General features: G+C 63.3%; 11 protein-coding genes and 1 pseudogene. All 12 read left to right on the top strand.

Annotation, left to right across the window (positions count from 1 at the left end; genetic code table 11):
* Positions 1 to 67: 67 nt before the first annotated feature.
* The 12 genes and pseudogenes from glf (at position 68) to fadD32 (ending at position 16,217) form a co-directional block, all read left to right on the top strand.
* Positions 68 to 1,285 (top strand): UDP-galactopyranose mutase, encoded by a 1,218-nt coding sequence (glf, locus tag BFN03_RS17145; RefSeq protein ID WP_070381025.1) that lies wholly within the window; start codon positions 68 to 70, stop codon positions 1,283 to 1,285.
* Positions 1,282 to 3,228: a glycosyltransferase gene (locus tag BFN03_RS17140; protein WP_070380015.1), complete on the top strand. Its 1,947-nt coding sequence runs from the start codon at positions 1,282 to 1,284 to the stop codon at positions 3,226 to 3,228. The genes glf and BFN03_RS17140 overlap by 4 nt, the downstream gene beginning before the upstream one ends.
* Positions 3,209 to 3,727, top strand: coding sequence for a phosphatase PAP2 family protein (locus BFN03_RS17135; protein WP_070380014.1), 519 nt, complete (start codon positions 3,209 to 3,211; stop codon positions 3,725 to 3,727). The genes BFN03_RS17140 and BFN03_RS17135 overlap by 20 nt, the downstream gene beginning before the upstream one ends.
* Positions 3,724 to 4,629: a decaprenyl-phosphate phosphoribosyltransferase gene (locus BFN03_RS17130; protein WP_070380013.1), complete on the top strand. Its 906-nt coding sequence runs from the start codon at positions 3,724 to 3,726 to the stop codon at positions 4,627 to 4,629. Before BFN03_RS17135 ends, BFN03_RS17130 begins: the two co-directional genes overlap by 4 nt.
* Position 4,630: 1 nt before the next feature.
* Positions 4,631 to 6,551, top strand: a pseudogene (gene zomB / locus BFN03_RS17125) (flagellar motor control protein ZomB).
* Positions 6,552 to 6,885: 334 nt separating this feature from the next.
* Positions 6,886 to 7,896, top strand: coding sequence for an alpha/beta hydrolase (locus tag BFN03_RS17120; RefSeq protein WP_070380012.1), 1,011 nt, complete (start codon positions 6,886 to 6,888; stop codon positions 7,894 to 7,896).
* A 285-nt stretch (positions 7,897 to 8,181) separates the two neighbouring features.
* Positions 8,182 to 9,174 (top strand): alpha/beta hydrolase, encoded by a 993-nt coding sequence (locus tag BFN03_RS17115; RefSeq protein ID WP_084385666.1) that lies wholly within the window; start codon positions 8,182 to 8,184, stop codon positions 9,172 to 9,174.
* A gap of 180 nt (positions 9,175 to 9,354) precedes the next feature.
* Positions 9,355 to 11,253 (top strand): alpha/beta hydrolase-fold protein, encoded by a 1,899-nt coding sequence (locus BFN03_RS17110; protein ID WP_070380011.1) that lies wholly within the window; start codon positions 9,355 to 9,357, stop codon positions 11,251 to 11,253.
* Between the two features lie 133 nt (positions 11,254 to 11,386).
* Positions 11,387 to 11,962: a DUF732 domain-containing protein gene (locus BFN03_RS17105; protein ID WP_070380010.1), complete on the top strand. Its 576-nt coding sequence runs from the start codon at positions 11,387 to 11,389 to the stop codon at positions 11,960 to 11,962.
* A gap of 6 nt (positions 11,963 to 11,968) precedes the next feature.
* Entirely contained in the window at positions 11,969 to 12,946 is a 978-nt protein-coding gene (locus tag BFN03_RS17100) for a cutinase family protein (RefSeq protein WP_070380009.1), read from the top strand.
* 206 nt (positions 12,947 to 13,152) lie between these two features.
* Positions 13,153 to 14,142 carry an LLM class F420-dependent oxidoreductase gene (locus BFN03_RS17095; protein ID WP_070380008.1) on the top strand — a complete coding sequence of 330 codons (990 nt, stop codon included), beginning with the start codon at positions 13,153 to 13,155 and terminating at the stop codon, positions 14,140 to 14,142.
* A gap of 185 nt (positions 14,143 to 14,327) precedes the next feature.
* Positions 14,328 to 16,217 (top strand): long-chain-fatty-acid--AMP ligase FadD32, encoded by a 1,890-nt coding sequence (fadD32, locus tag BFN03_RS17090; protein ID WP_070380007.1) that lies wholly within the window; start codon positions 14,328 to 14,330, stop codon positions 16,215 to 16,217.
* The last annotated feature ends 75 nt before the right edge of the window (positions 16,218 to 16,292 follow it).

Below are 16,292 nucleotides of genomic sequence, written 5' to 3'. Positions count from 1 at the left end.
GCCGAGATCGATCTCACGCACTACCAGAGGCCCGCTCGGTGGGTGCAGTCGCTTACCCTTGTTCACCGTGACCGCTGCAAACCGAGAAACCACAGCACCTGGCCGGTACGACCTCATCGTCGTCGGCTCCGGATTCTTCGGACTGACGATCGCCGAGCGTGCAGCAACTCAGCTGGGCAAGCGCGTGCTCGTGCTCGATCGTCGTCACCACCTCGGCGGCAACGCGTACTCGGAGGCCGAGCCGGAGACCGGCATCGAGATCCACAAGTACGGTGCGCACCTGTTCCACACTTCCAACAAGAGGGTGTGGGACTACGTCACTCAGTTCACCGAGTTCACGAACTATCAGCACCGCGTTTTCGCGCTGCACAAGGGTCAGGCGTACCAGTTCCCGATGGGGTTGGGTCTGGTCTCGCAGTTCTTCGGGCGCTACTTCACCCCGGACGAGGCGCGCAAGCTCATCGCGGAGCATGCCAGCGAGATCGACTCCAAGGACGCGTCGAACCTCGAGGAGAAGGCCATCTCGCTGATCGGGCGCCCGCTCTACGAGGCGTTCGTGCGCGACTACACGGCCAAGCAGTGGCAGACGGACCCGAAGGAACTGCCGGCGGGCAACATCACCCGGCTACCCGTGCGGTACACGTTCGACAACCGCTACTTCAACGACACCTACGAGGGCCTGCCCGTCGAGGGCTACACGGCGTGGCTCGAGAACATGGCGAAGGACCCGAAGATCGAGGTTCGCCTCGACACGGACTACTTCGACGTCCGTGACGAACTGCGCGCGGCCAACCCCGATGCGCCGGTCGTTTACACGGGCCCCCTCGACCGCTACTTCGACTACGCGGACGGCGAGTTGGGCTGGCGGACCCTCGACTTCGAGACAGAGGTGCTGGTTACCGGCGACTTCCAGGGCACACCGGTGATGAACTACAACGATGCCGACGTGCCCTTCACACGCATCCACGAGTTCCGCCACTTCCACCCGGAGCGCGATTACCCGAAGGACAAGACGGTGATCATGCGGGAGTACTCGAGGTTCGCTGAGAGCAAGGACGAGCCGTACTACCCGATCAACACCCCGGAGGACCGGCAGAAGCTGGCCGCATACCGGGAGCGTGCCAAGGCGGAGACCGCCGAGAACAAGGTGCTCTTCGGTGGGCGTCTGGGCACCTACCAGTACCTGGATATGCACATGGCGATCGCCAGCGCGCTGTCGATGTTCGACAACTCCCTGCGTCCGCACCTCGAAACCGGTGCGGCGCTCGTCGGGGAGAGCGAATGAGCCCCCACCATTCGCGTGAAGCGGAGAAGGCCGCCGTCGACGACTCGCTGCTCGGCAAGGCGCTCCTGCAGCGGGTGATCCTGCCCCGCCCCGGTGAACCACTGGATGTCCGCACCCTCTACCTCGAGGAAGCGAAGACCAACAGCAAGCGGGCGCACGCGCTCTCGCGGACGTCGCTGTCGCTGGGCGCCGAATCCGAGGCGTCGTTCTGCAGCTACTTCAATGCGTTCCCGGCCAGCTACTGGCGCCGGTGGAGCACGCTGAAGTCCGTGGTCCTGCGGCTCGAACTATCGGGGCACTGCCGCATCGACGTCTACCGGTCCAAGGCCGATTCGTCGCGCATCCACGTCGAGGGTCGCGAGGTGCGAGACGGAGACCGGGCGAGCGAAGCGACGGGAAGAAACTACGCAGCTGTGGAGTTCGAGGTCGATCTGGCCCCGTTCGAGGACGGCGGCTGGATCTGGTTCGACGTCACCACCGACACCGACGTTGTGCTGGGGAGCGCCGGTTGGTACGCGCCCGTCGAGGCGCCCGGCGAGGCCACCGTGGCGGTGGGGATCCCTACGTTCAACCGACCGACCGACTGCGTGAAGGCCCTCACGGCTTTGGCGTCGGACGAACTCGTCATGGATGTGGTGCAGGCGGTAATCGTTCCGGATCAGGGCACCCGCAAGGTCAAGGACGAGAACGGGTTTGCGGAGGTCGCCGCCGCGTTCGGTGACCGGCTGGCAATCCACGACCAGGCCAACCTCGGTGGGTCCGGTGGTTACAGCCGCATCATGTACGAGGCGCTGAAGACCACCGATTGTCAGCACATCTTGTTCATGGACGACGACATCGAGATCGAACCGGACTCGATCCTGCGTGCGCTCGCCATGTCCCGGTTCGCGAAGACTCCCATGCTGGTGGGCGGCCAGATGCTCAACCTGCAGGAGCGCAGCCACCTACACACGATGGGTGAGGTGGTAGACCGGTCCATCTTCATGTGGACCGCTGCTCCCAACGTCGAGTACGACCACGACTTCTCCCGCTACCCGCTCAGCGACCGGGAGAATTCACGCCTGCTGCACCGGCGCATCGACGTCGACTTCAACGGCTGGTGGATGTGCATGATCCCGCGCGAGGCTGCGGAGAAGCTCGGACAGCCGCTCCCGCTGTTCATCAAGTGGGACGACGCCGAATACGGTCTGCGGGCCCGCGAGGCCGGCTACCCGACGATCACCATGCCCGGCGCCGCGATCTGGCACATGGCGTGGAGCGACAAGGACGACGCGATCGACTGGCAGGCGTATTTCCACCTGAGGAACCGGCTCGTCGTCGCGGCCCTGCACATGCCCGGCAACGGCCGTGGCCTCGTCGTGAACACCGTCAAGGCCACGATCAAGCACCTGCTCTGCCTCGAGTACTCGACGGTTGCCATCCAGAACCAGGCCATCGCCGACTTCCTCGAGGGCCCGGAGCACATCTTCGATTTGCTGCCCACGGCACTCGGCAACGTTCACGCGATGCGCAAGGAGTTCCCCGACGCAGTGGTTCTGCCGTCGTCGACGAGCCTGCCGCTGCCGTCCGGCGCAGGAGTCGGCGCCGTCGGTGAGCCCCACAACCCGATCGCGAAGATCGTCCGCCTCGGTAAGGGGCTGATCCACAATGTGAAACCCGCCCATGCGGAGCACCACGAGCGCCCACAGCTGAATGTGCCCACGCTGGACGCCCGCTGGTTCCTGCTGTCGCAGGTGGACGGGGTCACCGTCACCACGGCCGACGGCCGGGGAGTCGTCTACCGCAAGCGCAACCCCAAGCAGGCTCTCGACTTGTTGAAACAGGCTCTGCGGTTGCGCCGTGAGCTGGCCCAGCGGTTCCCTGATCTCAAGCGCGAGTACCAGGACGCTGTTCCTGCCCTGACAAGTAAGGAGAGGTGGGAACGTGTCTTCGGCATCGCGTGAGGTCAAGATCCTGCAGACCGTCCAGTCGAGAATCGCGAGCAAGCCGGGTGTGGTATCCACCGCTCGCGGGATGTCGCACTTCGGTGAACACGCGCTCGGCTGGGTGGCAGTCGCAGGTGTCGGCGCCGCTCTCGACAAGCCGCGACGACGCGAGTGGGTCGCGGCCGGGGTCGGTGCTGTGGGCGCGCACGCGGCCTCGATCGTGATCAAGCGCGTCGTGCGCAGGCCCCGGCCTGATGACCCGTCGATCCAGGTCAACGTGTCGACGCCGAGCAAACTGAGCTTCCCCTCCTCGCACGCCACGTCGACAACGGCGGCTGCTGTGCTGCTCGGGCGCCTCACCGGGCTACCCTTGCCTGCGATGTTGGTACCGCCGATGCTGCTCTCTCGTCTCGTGCTGGGAGTGCACTACCCAACCGATGTGCTCGCCGGATCCGCTCTGGGGGCCGCCTCTGCGGTCGCGGTGCGCAAGGCCGAGCAGAAGTTTGGAGAGAAATGAGCGAGGAACCGGCCGTCGCCACCGGGCCCCCGTCATCCCTGGCGGCAGGTATCGTCAAGGCCGTTCGCCCACGTCAATGGGTCAAGAACGTCCTGGTCCTCGCAGCTCCCGTCGCGGCCGGAACTGCGACGGAATCCGGTGTTCTGATCCCGGTAGCGCTCGCATTCGTGGTCTTCTGCATGGCGGCATCGGGCATCTACCTCGTCAACGATGCTTTGGACGTCGAGGCGGACCGTGCGCACCCCACCAAGCGCTTCCGCCCCATCGCGGCCGGCGTGCTGCCCATCAATCTCGCGTACGGGTTGGCGGTCGTGCTGCTCGCCGGCTCGATTGCTCTGTCGTTCGCCGCCAACTGGCAGCTCGCGGTCGTGATGGCGGTCTACATCGGCATCCAGCTGGCGTACTGCTTCGGTCTCAAACATCAGGCCGTGCTCGACATCTGCATCGTCTCGTCCGGGTTCCTTCTGCGCGCAATCGCCGGCGGTGTGGCCGCCGAAATCGATCTGTCGCAGTGGTTCCTGTTGGTCATGGCGTTCGGCTCGTTGTTCATGGCGGCAGGCAAGCGGTACGCAGAGTTGCAGCTCGCCGAGCACACGGGCGCGAAGATCCGTAAGTCGCTGGAGAACTACACCACGACCTACCTGCGTTTCGTATGGACTCTCAGCGCCACCGCCGTTGTGCTCTGCTACGGGCTCTGGGCGTTCGAGCAGGACGACGTGAAGGGCACCAACTGGTACGCCATCTCCATGGTGCCTTTCACCATCGCGATCCTGCGCTACGCCGTCGACGTCGATGGCGGCGAGGCGGGAGAACCCGAAGAGATCGCGCTCGGTGACCGGGTGCTCCAGCTTCTCGCGGTCGCCTGGATCGGAGTGGTGGGTGTCGCTGTCTACCTCGTCTGATGTGGTGGGCGGTGCCGAGGAGCCGGACACCGCCGCGAAGAGGGCCATCGAAGCCCAGCAGTGGACCATCTTGTCGAGGGTGGTCTTCTTCTCAGGTGTGGCCATTTCGGCTTTCCTGATGTTCTGGGGCGCGTGGGAACGACGATGGATTGCCGACGACGGTCTCATCGTGCTGCGCACTGTGCGCAACCTGCTCGCGGGCAACGGTCCCGTCTTCAATGTGGGCGAGCGTGTCGAGACGAACACAAGCACTGCGTGGACGTACATCGTCTACGCCTTCAGCTGGCTCTCGCAGGTGAGACTCGAGTACGTCGTTCTGACGATCGCGCTGGTCTTGTCCACTTCGACGATCGTGCTCGCCATGTTGGGAACCGCGCGACTGTACCGGCGTGGATCATTCGCGTCGGGCGGCACGTTGTTGCTGATGCCTGCGGGTGTGCTCGTCTATATCGCAGTGCCCCCGGCCCGCGATTTCGCCACCTCGGGACTTGAAACCTGCCTGGTCATCTTCTGGATCGCGCTGCTCTGGTTACTGATGATCCGCTGGAGCCAGCAGGCGAGCCCTTCCACCGCATCGGTGCTGATCCTCGCGTTCACAGCGGGTATGGGACCGCTGGTACGCCCCGAGTTGGCGATTCTCGCGGCGCTTTCGCTGGCCATGATCTTCTTCGCGCAGGGTCTGACCGTCGCGGTGCGTGTGGCGATGGTGGTCGTTGCGGGCATCGTCCCGGTGGCCTACCAAATCTGGCGCATGGGTTACTACGCGCTCCCGTACCCGAACACAGCGGTATCGAAGGACGCCGGTGGCGCCAAGTGGGCACAGGGCTTCGCGTATCTGTGGAACCTCGTCGGCCCGTACCTGCTGTGGCTACCGCTGCTGTTCCTCTTGATCGGCGCGATAATCGCCTACCGGGGTCGAGACAAGCTCCTCGAGAGTGGTGTTCGTCACACCGACGGGGGTCGAGTGGCCCTCCTACGGTCTTCGCTCCGGACGCAGAAGGCCGTAGTTGCCTTCATTCTCGTGAGCGGTCTGATCCTCGCTCTCTACTCGCTGCGAGTGGGCGGCGACTTCATGCACGGCCGCGTTCTGCTTCCGGTCCTCTTCTGCTTCATCGTTCCGGTCGCAGTCGTCCCGCTGAGAATTCCGGATCGGTCCTCGTGGGGGCGGAATAAGGAAACATCGGTATTTCTGACGACAGCATTCCTGTGGTTCGGCACCGCCCTGTGGGCGTTTTTTCGCCGCGAATACCACAGGGATGCCGGAAGGCGCCGTCGTCGGGCGTTCCGGCATCGTCGACGAACGCGCGTTCTACGTTCTCAATACGGGCCACGCGCACCCGATTCGTGCAGAGGACTACCTCGACTACCCGCGTATGCGCGCCATGGTTCAGGCCATCGCGAACACCCCCGACGGTGGCCTGCTCCTCCCGGCCGGCGACTTCAACTACTGGTTCGTCGATCCACCGCCCCTACCGATTCCGGACGGCGGTGCCGGACACACCGTTTACTTCCTGAACCTCGGCATGACGAGTATGAACGTCAATCTCGACGTACGGGTCCTCGACCAGATGGGACTCGCCTATCCACTTGCCGCGCACACCGAACGCTTGGACGACGGCAGAATCGGCCATGACAAGAACCTTTACCCCGACTGGGTTGTGGTCGACACGGGAATGAACGAAAAGCACCCGTGGCTGCCCGCATTCATGGACGAGGAATGGGTCGCGGAAGCGAAGGTCGCAATCACCTGCCCGGAGACGCAAGATTTACTGACGTCGTACCGGTCGGAATTGACGTGGGCGCGCTTCAAGCAAAATTTCAAGGGCGCACTGCATTTCGCGAACTATCGATTCGACCGAGTTCCCGCATACGAAATTCAAAGGTGCAATCTCGAGCCGCCTTTTCCTGAATCTGGACCATAGATCTCGCCCGGTCCGACGGCGTTTGGGTGCGGTACCAGACGGATCTCGAGCACGGAGCAGCGCATCTCGTTTGTGTAACAATGGGTCCGGCGGCGATGATCCGCACCGATGATGAGTGAACGGTGGCGGCGTTCGGGATCTTCTCTGAAAGGGCTGTGCGAACGATTGTCAGGGACCTTCCCTATGGCATCCGGTTCACCGAACGCAGTGTGACTTCAAAGACGTCCGCTGCCGGAGCCGGAGAGATTCGGACCAGGACAGTCGCCTGTTCCCCGACGGAATCCGCCGGAGCCGCCCGTGGCGGAACCGCAGACGAAGAGAGCGAGCAGTTTCCATGCGTTTTGCCCGACCGAGGTTGTTTCATCGCCTCAAGCAGCGTGCGATGGCGGTAGGTGCCCTCGCATTGGTACTGCCACTGGGCGCAGGAATCGTCGGCGGGACTGGCGCGCTAGCAGCACCGATCCACGCGGGGCCCGCCCGGACCGCGCCCGCGGGCGGCTACGACGAGCTGTGGGTTCCGTCATCGATGGGCAACATCAAGGTCCAAGTCCAGTGGGCGGCCCGCGGCGGTAACGCGGCCCTCTATCTACTCGACGGGCTGCGCGCCCAGAATGATCGAAATGCGTGGAGTTTCGAGACGAACGCCCTGGATCAGTTCCGTGACGACAACCTAACCCTGGTGATGCCTGTCGGTGGTGAGTCCAGCTTCTATACCGACTGGTATGCACCGTCGAACTTCAACGGGCAGAAGTTCACCTACAAGTGGGAGACCTTCCTGACGAAGGATCTGCCGGAATTTCTCGCCGATTACGGCGTGTCACCGACCAACAACGCCGTCCTCGGCCTGTCGATGGGCGGAAGCGCGGCTCTGACGCTCGCCGCCTACCACCGCGAACAATTCAAATTCGCCGGTTCGCTGTCCGGCTATTTGAACATCTCCGCGCCGGGGATGCGTGAGGCGATCCGGTTGGCAATGCTCGATGCCGGTGGGTTCAATGTCGACGCGATGTGGGGACCTCCCTGGAACTCGGCGTGGCTGCGGAACGATCCCTTCGTGTTCGCTCCGCGCCTGAGGGGTCTGTCAATGTATATTTCGGCTGCCAGCGGCCTACCCGGCCCGCTAGACAACCCGACTTCCGTAGTCGGCGTATTCAATACTGCCAACGCCATGGGCCTCGAGGCTCTCGCTCTGGCCAATACACGTGCATTCCAGGCGCGTCTGGTTTCGCTCGGTATCCCGGCAACCTACGACTTCCCGGCGGCCGGCACGCATACGTGGCCGTACTGGGGTGAGGAGCTCTTCAAGGCCCGTGGTCAGATCCTCGACACTATGAACGCCTGGTGATCTTCAGGCTGTGCACTGCACGGATGCCGCTACGTCGTTTTCGGTGTGGCGGCATTCTCGCGAAACGCAGCGGGCTGATGAGACCGATGTTGCACGATTGAACTCCATGCAATTCAACCCAGATGTGTGCTTTGGCCTGTTTTGTCAGTAGGGTAATCGCGTCCAGACGCCACCCACGCAGCCGCCGCTGTGCGGGTGGCGTCTACGTGAGAACTAACGGGAGTTATCTGCTTCGCGCCGCAGACGCGGCCCGAAGGGGGTCTCGAGCGGAGGGAAGAGGAGTCTATGCGAGAACGGGGTTCAAGAAGGATGAGCGGATGGGTGAGGCGTACAGCCGCCGCGCTTGTTCTGGCGGTCGCGGTGCCACTGGGTGTGACGATGGTCGGCGGCGCAACAGCCTCGGCGGCCATCGACCCCGCAGCCGAAGACTTCTGGGTGGACTCGAGCATGGGCCCGATCAAGAGCCGCATCTGGCGTGCCGCTGACGGCAACACCCAGCGCGTGGTCTACCTGCTCGACGGACTGCGTGCGCAGGACGACTTCAGCGGCTGGGAGCTCAACACCGACGCGGGCGCGTTCCTGTCGTCTTGGAACATCAACGTCGTGCAGCCCGTTGGTGGTCAATCGAGTTTCTATGCCGACTGGGAGCGGGCTTCGAACCTGAACGGCCAAGAGAACAAGTACATGTGGGAGACATTCCTCACCCAGGACCTCCCCAATGCGTTGCGCGACCGCCTCGGGTTCCAGGCCACCCGCAACGGCGTCATCGGCCTGTCGATGGGTGGTAGTGCCGCCCTGACCCTCGCTGCGTACCACCCCGAGCAGTTCAACTACGCGGGCTCGCTGTCCGGTTACCTGAACATCTCGGCCCCCGGCATGCGCGAGGCGATCCGCCTGGCGATGCTCGACGCCGGTCGGTACAACGTGGACGCGATGTGGGGCCCGCCTTGGAGCAATGGGTGGCTCCGTAACGATCCGTTCGTCTTCGCCGACAAGCTTCGTGACAACGGCACTCGCGTGTGGGTGTCGGCCGCGAATGGCATTCCTGCGAAGGGCGGACCGGCGCCGACTGGCTTCATGGACGTGTTCAACGCGAGCACCGGTGCTGGCCTCGAGGTCCTGTCGCGCGCGAACACACGTGCGTTCCAGGTCAAGATGTCTGCCATCGGGGCAAAGAACGTCACCTACAGTTTTCCGTCCCGCGGAATCCATGCGTGGCGCTACTGGGAGCAGCAGATCTATGATCTTGCCCCGGACCTGAGTAACACGATCGGGTAGCCGAACGAAGTGTCATCTGGACATAACAATTGCAACTGTGGAAACAGCGGTAACAGCGCGCCATCCCCACCGGTTCGCTGATTGCGTGTAAGAAAGAACGGGAACGCGAGGCCTTGCTCCGTGCAACGCGAGGCCTTGCTCCGTGTCTTGGTCTCCACGCGCAGGAGAGAGAGTGAAGTCATGCGAGTAGGCCTGTTCAGTGCGGAACGTCAGCGGGCGGCGGTCAAACGTCGTCGAACAGGAGTGCTCACTTCGCTCGCAGCCGCGCTCGTCGTACCGGTGGCGGTTGGGTTGACCCAGACCGCCACCGTTTCGGCGGCGCCGGTTGCCGCCCATGCATCGCCGGCCGCCGCGCAGGCTCCGATGCCGAGCGCCGGTGCCACGGTCGATCACGTCGACTGGCTGTCCGAACGCCGCGTTGCGCTCTGGGTCAACTCGCCGGCGATGGGGGTGCCGATCCAGGTCCAGCTCCTGCTGGCACGCGACTGGTACCTGAACCCGGACGAGAAATTCCCGGCTGTGTACATGCTCGACGGTCTGCGTGCACAGGACAATGAGAACGGCTGGACGCTCGAGACCGACGCCGAGCAGTTCTTCGCGGACAAGAACGTCAACGTCGTCCTCCCGGTGGGTGGCGAATCGAGTTTCTACTCAGACTGGCTGGCCCAGGACAACGGTCAGAACTACCAGTGGGAGACGTTCCTCACGAAGGAACTCCCACCCATCCTCGAGAGCGACTGGCGCACGACGCAGACACGTGGCGTCGTCGGACTGTCCATGGGCGGAACATCGGCGATGTTCCTCGCGGCCCGCAACCCGGGATTTTTCAACTTCGCGGGCTCGCTGTCGGGCATACTCACCACCACCGCACTCGGCATGCCGCAGGCGGTGGCCTACGCGATGAGTGACGCGGGTGGTTTCGATGCCGACAAGATGTGGGGTCGGCCGTCGAACCCGGCATGGGAAGAACACGATCCCTACCTGCTCGCCGACAAGCTCAAGGGCGTCAGCCTCTACATCTCCAGCGGTAGCGGAACCACAGGCCCCTACGACCAGGCTTCGGGTATCCCCGGTGTCAGCACCAACTACGCGGGCATGGGGCTCGAGATTCTGTCGCGCCTGACTTCGCAGACGTTCGCGACCAAGCTCAACAAGCTGGGCATCCCGGCACAGGTCAACTACCGTCCGTCCGGCACACACTCGTGGCCATACTGGCAGTTCGAGCTTCATCAGTTGTGGCCTCAGCTCGCCAATGCCGTCAACGTCGAGGCCAACAAGCCGGCGTGCGGAACCTCGGGCGCCATCGCCGACGCGGCGGGCGCCAACTCGTGGGTCGGTGCCTGCTTGACTCCGGAATACGGCGTTCCGGGCGGTACGGTTCAGGACTTCACGAACGGCCGGATCTTCGCCAAGTCCGACATCGGTGCGAATCCGGTGGCTGGTGCCATCGGCGGTGCATACCAAGTGAGCGGTGGTCCTGGAGGGCCGCTCGGATTCCCGACGACTCCCGATCTGGGAGCTCCGGACGGCCGCGGTCGCTTCAACCACTTCGAGAAAGGCTCCATCTACTGGACCCCTCAGACCGGTGCGCATCCGGTCCGCGGCGCAATCCGTGACGAGTGGGCCAACCAGGGTTGGGAAGGCGGACCGCTCGGATACCCCGTGGCCGACGAAATCGCCACACCCGGCAAGGAAGGTGCGGTGCAGGGGTTCGAGATCGGTGGCATGTACTGGAGTCCGGCCAATGGCGCGCATTCGGTGCAGGGGCTGATCATGGACAAGTACGCCGAACTCGGCTACGAGGGCGGCTGGCTCGGATTCCCGAAGACGAATGAAGTCGCTGTCGGCGCCGGGGGTCGGTTCAACGAGTTCGAGGGCGGCAACATCTACTGGAGTCCGTTGTCGGGCGCCTGGGCCGTCGAGAACGGGCCGATCTTCGACGCATGGGCGAGCGTTGGCTACGAGGCCGGACGTCTCGGATTCCCGATCAGCGACAAGTTCGCGATCCCAGGTGGTGTCCAGCAGAACTTCCAGTTCGGCAACATCACCCTGATCGACGGCAACGCCGAGGTTCACTGACGTTTCGCGTTAGATATCCCACACGCAGGGGGCGGGACCAGGGCAGATGGCTCTGGTCTCGCCCCCTGCGACTGTAGCCTTGCTAGAGGCAACGACTTGAAGAGCTGACTTGAAGAGCTAAGGACGGATATAGATGGCGCAGCACTCACGTATCGGCACTATCGCCGGGCGGAAGGTCGCGATCGGCGCGATGGCACTTGCAGCGGCTGGACTGCTCGCAGCGTGCGGGAGTGACGACGTCACCGCTACCTCCACCCCGTCGGCGAGCACGACTACGTCTGCTGCCGAGTCCGCCGACGAAGGTGCGGCCGCAGATGCCCCCGATGCCCCCGATGCCGGCGAGTCCACTCCTGCACCGGTGACGAGCCCAGGTGAAGCAGCCACGGCTCCGCCCAGCGAGCCCGAGGCGCTTCCGGAGGATTTCCCCGGGCCCGACCAGGTCCCGGTCAGCGGAGACGGGCAGCGGTTCCTCGATGCTCTCAGGGACGCGGGCATCGAGCCGTCGGGTGACGGCAGCACGGCGATCAGCACGGCCGACTTCATCTGCCAGGCCGAGGCGGAAGGTCAGAGCGGTTCGGTCACGATGGTGTTCGTCACTGCGATGGTCGGTACCGAGGCGTCGGCCGCGGGTAGGCAACTGACCGACGAGCAGGCTGCGGCGGACGCCCAGACCTATGTGGATGTCGCGAACGCGACCTACTGCAAGTAGACGTCAATGATTTCGACCAGGCGAGGAACCCGGAAGAAGAGCAGCCGCCTGCGCAAATTGGTGGTGCTCATCGTGATCCTTGCGGTGATTCTCGCTGCGATGATCGCACTTTGGTATCTCCTCGCCGGTCGGGTACCCAAGCCGATCCCGGTCCCGCCTGGTCCGGAACGCCCGAACGCTCAGTCGGCTAGCTGTCCCGACGTTCAGGTCGTGGTCATTCCTGGAACGTGGGAGTCCAGCGAGACGGACGATCCGTACAACCCTTCGTCCAACCCGGCGTCGTTGATGCTGAACATATCTCGTCCGCTGCAGGAGCAGTTCGAATCTTCCCGCGCCGACGTTTACACGGTTCCGTACGTCGCGCAGTTCTCCAATCCGGTGGCCATCCCGCCGGATGGGCAGGCGTCGTACAACAAGAGTCGCGCGGCTGGCACTGCCGCTACCAATGACATCCTGCTCCGGCGCCACCAGGAGTGCCCTCTGACAAGTTTCGTGCTTACCGGCTTCTCACAGGGTGCCGTGATCGCAGGTGACGTGGCGTCGAGCATCGGCAATGGTGACGGCCCCGTCCCCGCTGACCTCGTACTGGGCGTCGGGCTGATCGCCGATGGCCGCCGCGACCCGGGCACAGCCATCTACATCGGAACACCGGTCACCGGAGTCGGTGCCGAACTCTCGTTGGACGGTCTGAAGATCCCCGGAATCACGATGACCGGTCCGCGTCCCGGAGGATTCGGTGATCTCGCCGACCGCACCGTGGACATCTGCGCTCCGTCGGACGGCATCTGTGACGCCCCACCCAAGGCGTTGAAGCCGAGTAATTGGCTCAGCAGTGGTCTGCGACTGCTCGAGTACAACAACAACCCGGTCCACGCGATGTACAACTCATACGTAGTGGACGACTCGGGTACGACAGCCACGCAATGGATTGAGGATTGGGCTGCCCAGAAGATCGAGGCTGCTCCCTTCCCCGCTCACTATTGATTCCCTGAGGGGACGGGGTCGGTCCGGTTGCCGACGGTGAATCATTTGCTCCTATTGGCGAATCCTTTACTGACCGGTAGTGTGCGGTGCTCGGCGGATGTAGAGTGCTGCACTATCGCTGTACCACGAGTCCGCCTTACCACCGAAACGGGCCCGGCGATGTTCGCGTCCCGCATTGCGGATGTACCACACAGGAGAGGCTATCCATGAGTTCCGACTCCAGGTCGTTGCGCAAGTTTCGATTTGCGGCCGGCGGAGAAGGCAACGCCGAAGAGGGTGGCGCCCGTAGGTTCGTCAAGCTCGCGCAAAAGGCCGAGGAACTCGGATTCGACAGCTTCATGATCCCCGACCACCTGGGCAATCAGGTAGGTCCGATCGCGGCGTTGGGCGCGCTCGCGGTCGCCACAGACAAGATTCGTCTGGGGACAGCCGTGCTCGCTAACGGCTTCCGGCATCCGGCAATCCTTGCGAAGGACGCGGCCACAATCGACGTCCTCTCCGGTGGCCGCCTAGAACTCGGCATCGGGGCCGGGTGGATGAAGGAAGAGTTCGACAAAGGCGGTATCGACTACGAGCGGCCTGCCGTGCGAATAGCGAAGCTCGAAGAGACTCTCCAGATCCTCGACACGCTGCTGCGCGGTCAAGAATGCAACTTTGATGGCGAGTACTACCAAATCAAAGGGCTCAAAGGCAGCCCGAGGCCACGACAAGGCCCGCGGCCTCCCATCGCGGTTGGCGGCGGTGGGCCCAAGATGCTGGCACTAGCGGCGAACTACGCAGACATCATTTCTGTGGCGACCCCCACAAGTAAGGAAGGCAAGCTCCTGCTGTCTGGGGTCACGCTCGAGAAGACCATCGAACGCGTCGATCGCATCCGTGAAGCCGCCGGTGACCGTTTCGACGACATCGAACTCAATTGGACGATCACGACCATTGTCATCACCGACGACCGCGAGCAGACCGCCGAGATGGCGCTGGCGGCGCTCGATCAGGGTTTTCCGCCGAACATCGAGGTCGATACAAAACTGTCCGTCGAGGACATCCTGAGTTCGCCGTATCTCGCGATCGGAAGTTTCGATGAGATCGCGGACCAGATCCGCATGGTGCGGCAAGCAACCACAATGTCCTATGTCGGTGTATTTCCCACCCAGATGGATGCGTTTGCACCTATCATCTCGCAGCTGAAAGGCGAGTAGATGCGGTGAAAACAAGGGCAGTGAGGCCGATCTGTAACATATCGATGGTTTGCGATCGATTAGTACGTGTCTAGGGCATTCGCGATTCACGCGAACCCACAAGTTGGACAAGATCCGATTAGGCGAACGAAGTCTGGGGCGCGGTCATGGTGGCATGTCTGTGTGATCGCTTCGGAGGAGATGGAATGAAAGCGCTGTTCGACGACTTTATCGACGAGATGGGCCGAATCAGGCTCGACGCCGAGAATACGCTGGTCGATTACGTCCAGAGGCATACCCGCGAGAACGCGGACGACCTGGCTTACCGCTACATCGACTACTCGCGTGAGCGCGACGGCGAAGTCCATGAGCTGACCTGGGACCAGTTCGGACACCGCATACGTGCCGTCGCGACTCGTCTCGAGCAGGTGACGAAGCGCGGAGACCGCGTGGCGGTCTTGGCGCCGCAGGGTCTCGACTACGTCGTCTCCTTCTTTGCGGCCATCCATGCCGGCACCATCGCCGTGCCGCTATTCGATCCCAATGAGCCCGGACACACCGATCGGCTTCACGCCGTCCTCGGGGACTGCAAGCCTTCTGCAATTCTGACGGCCACCTCCTCCGCCGCCGGAGTTCGTGAGTTCTTCCGGTCCCTTCCCGCTGCCGAGCGGCCCCGTGTCATTGCCGTCGACGCGATCCCGGACAGCGTCGGAGAGAACTGGGTGCGCCCGGAGATCGCTCTCGACGACATTGCGTACCTGCAGTACACGTCGGGCTCGACCCGCGTACCCGCCGGTGTGGAGATCACACACCGCGCGGTGGGTATCAACGTATTGCAGATGGTCGATTCCCTCGAACTCACCGAACAGTCGCGAGGCGTCACGTGGTTGCCGCTGTTCCACGACATGGGATTGTTGACGGTCATCATTCCCGCTCTGGGCGGCCAGTACATCACCATCATGAGTCCGCGAGCGTTCGTGCAGCGTCCGTACCGGTGGATCAAGGAACTTGCTGCCGTGTCCGACGGTGCGGGTACCTTCGCCGCGGCGCCGAACTTTGCGTTCGAGCACGCTGCGGCACGGGGTTTGCCCAAGAACGGCGAAGTTCTCGACCTGAGCAACGTGATCGGCCTCATCAATGGCAGTGAACCTGTCACCACGTCGTCGATGCGAAAGTTCAACGAGGCGTTCGCGCCTTACGGCCTGGCGAAAACGGCCATCAAGCCCTCCTACGGCATGGCGGAGGCAACGCTGTTCGTGTCGTCCACGCGGCATTCGGACGAGGCACGCGTCATATATGTCGATCGCAACGCACTCAACTCCGGCCGTGTCGTCAAGGTCGACCAGGACGCCGAGAACGCCATCCCGCAGGTTTCCTGTGGCTACGTTGCGCGCAGTCAGTGGGCCGCCATCGTCGACCCGGAGACGGGCACTGAGCAACCCGACGGCCACGTAGGAGAGATCTGGCTGCACGGCGAGAACATCGGAGCCGGCTACTGGGGTCGCACGAACGAGACCGCCGAGACGTTTTATAACAAGCTCGCGACCCCTCTCACCGATGGTAGCCACACCGAGGGAGCGCCCTCGGACGCCAATTGGATGCGTACCGGTGACTTCGGTGTCTACGTGGACGGCGAGTTGTTCATCACCGGACGCGTCAAGGACCTCGTAATCGTCGACGGCCGCAACCACTACCCGCAGGACCTCGAGGTATCGGCGCAGGAGGCCAGTTCTGCTCTGCGTCCCGGCTTCGTCGCAGCATTCTCGGTTCCCGCCAACGAGTTGCCTTCCGTTGTGTTCGCGAATTCTCATTCCGGCCTGAACTTCGACCCGGAGGATTCGTCAGAGCAACTCGTGGTCGTGGCCGAGCGCGCTCCTGGAGCGGGCAAGGCCGACCCGCAGCCCATCGCAGATACGGTGCGCGCGGCGCTGTCGACCAGACACGGTGTGACCGCGCGGGACGTCCTGTTGGTGCCCGCGGGTTCGATCCCTCGAACATCGAGCGGAAAGATCGCGCGCCGGGCATGCAAGGCGAGCTACATCGAGGGCACCTTGCGCGGAGGGCACAAGCAAAATGCCTTCCCCGATAGCGTTTGACGAATAAGTCCACTTCCTGACGGGTAGCTTGGTGAGCTGATGGCTGAAATAGATGATGATCGTGACCGGGCGAGC

This window comes from Rhodococcus sp. WMMA185 (assembly GCF_001767395.1).
Lineage (GTDB): Bacteria > Actinomycetota > Actinomycetes > Mycobacteriales > Mycobacteriaceae > Rhodococcus_F.
The sequence above is the reverse complement of the archived record's forward strand: the minus strand, read 5'-3'. Positions and strand labels throughout refer to the sequence as shown.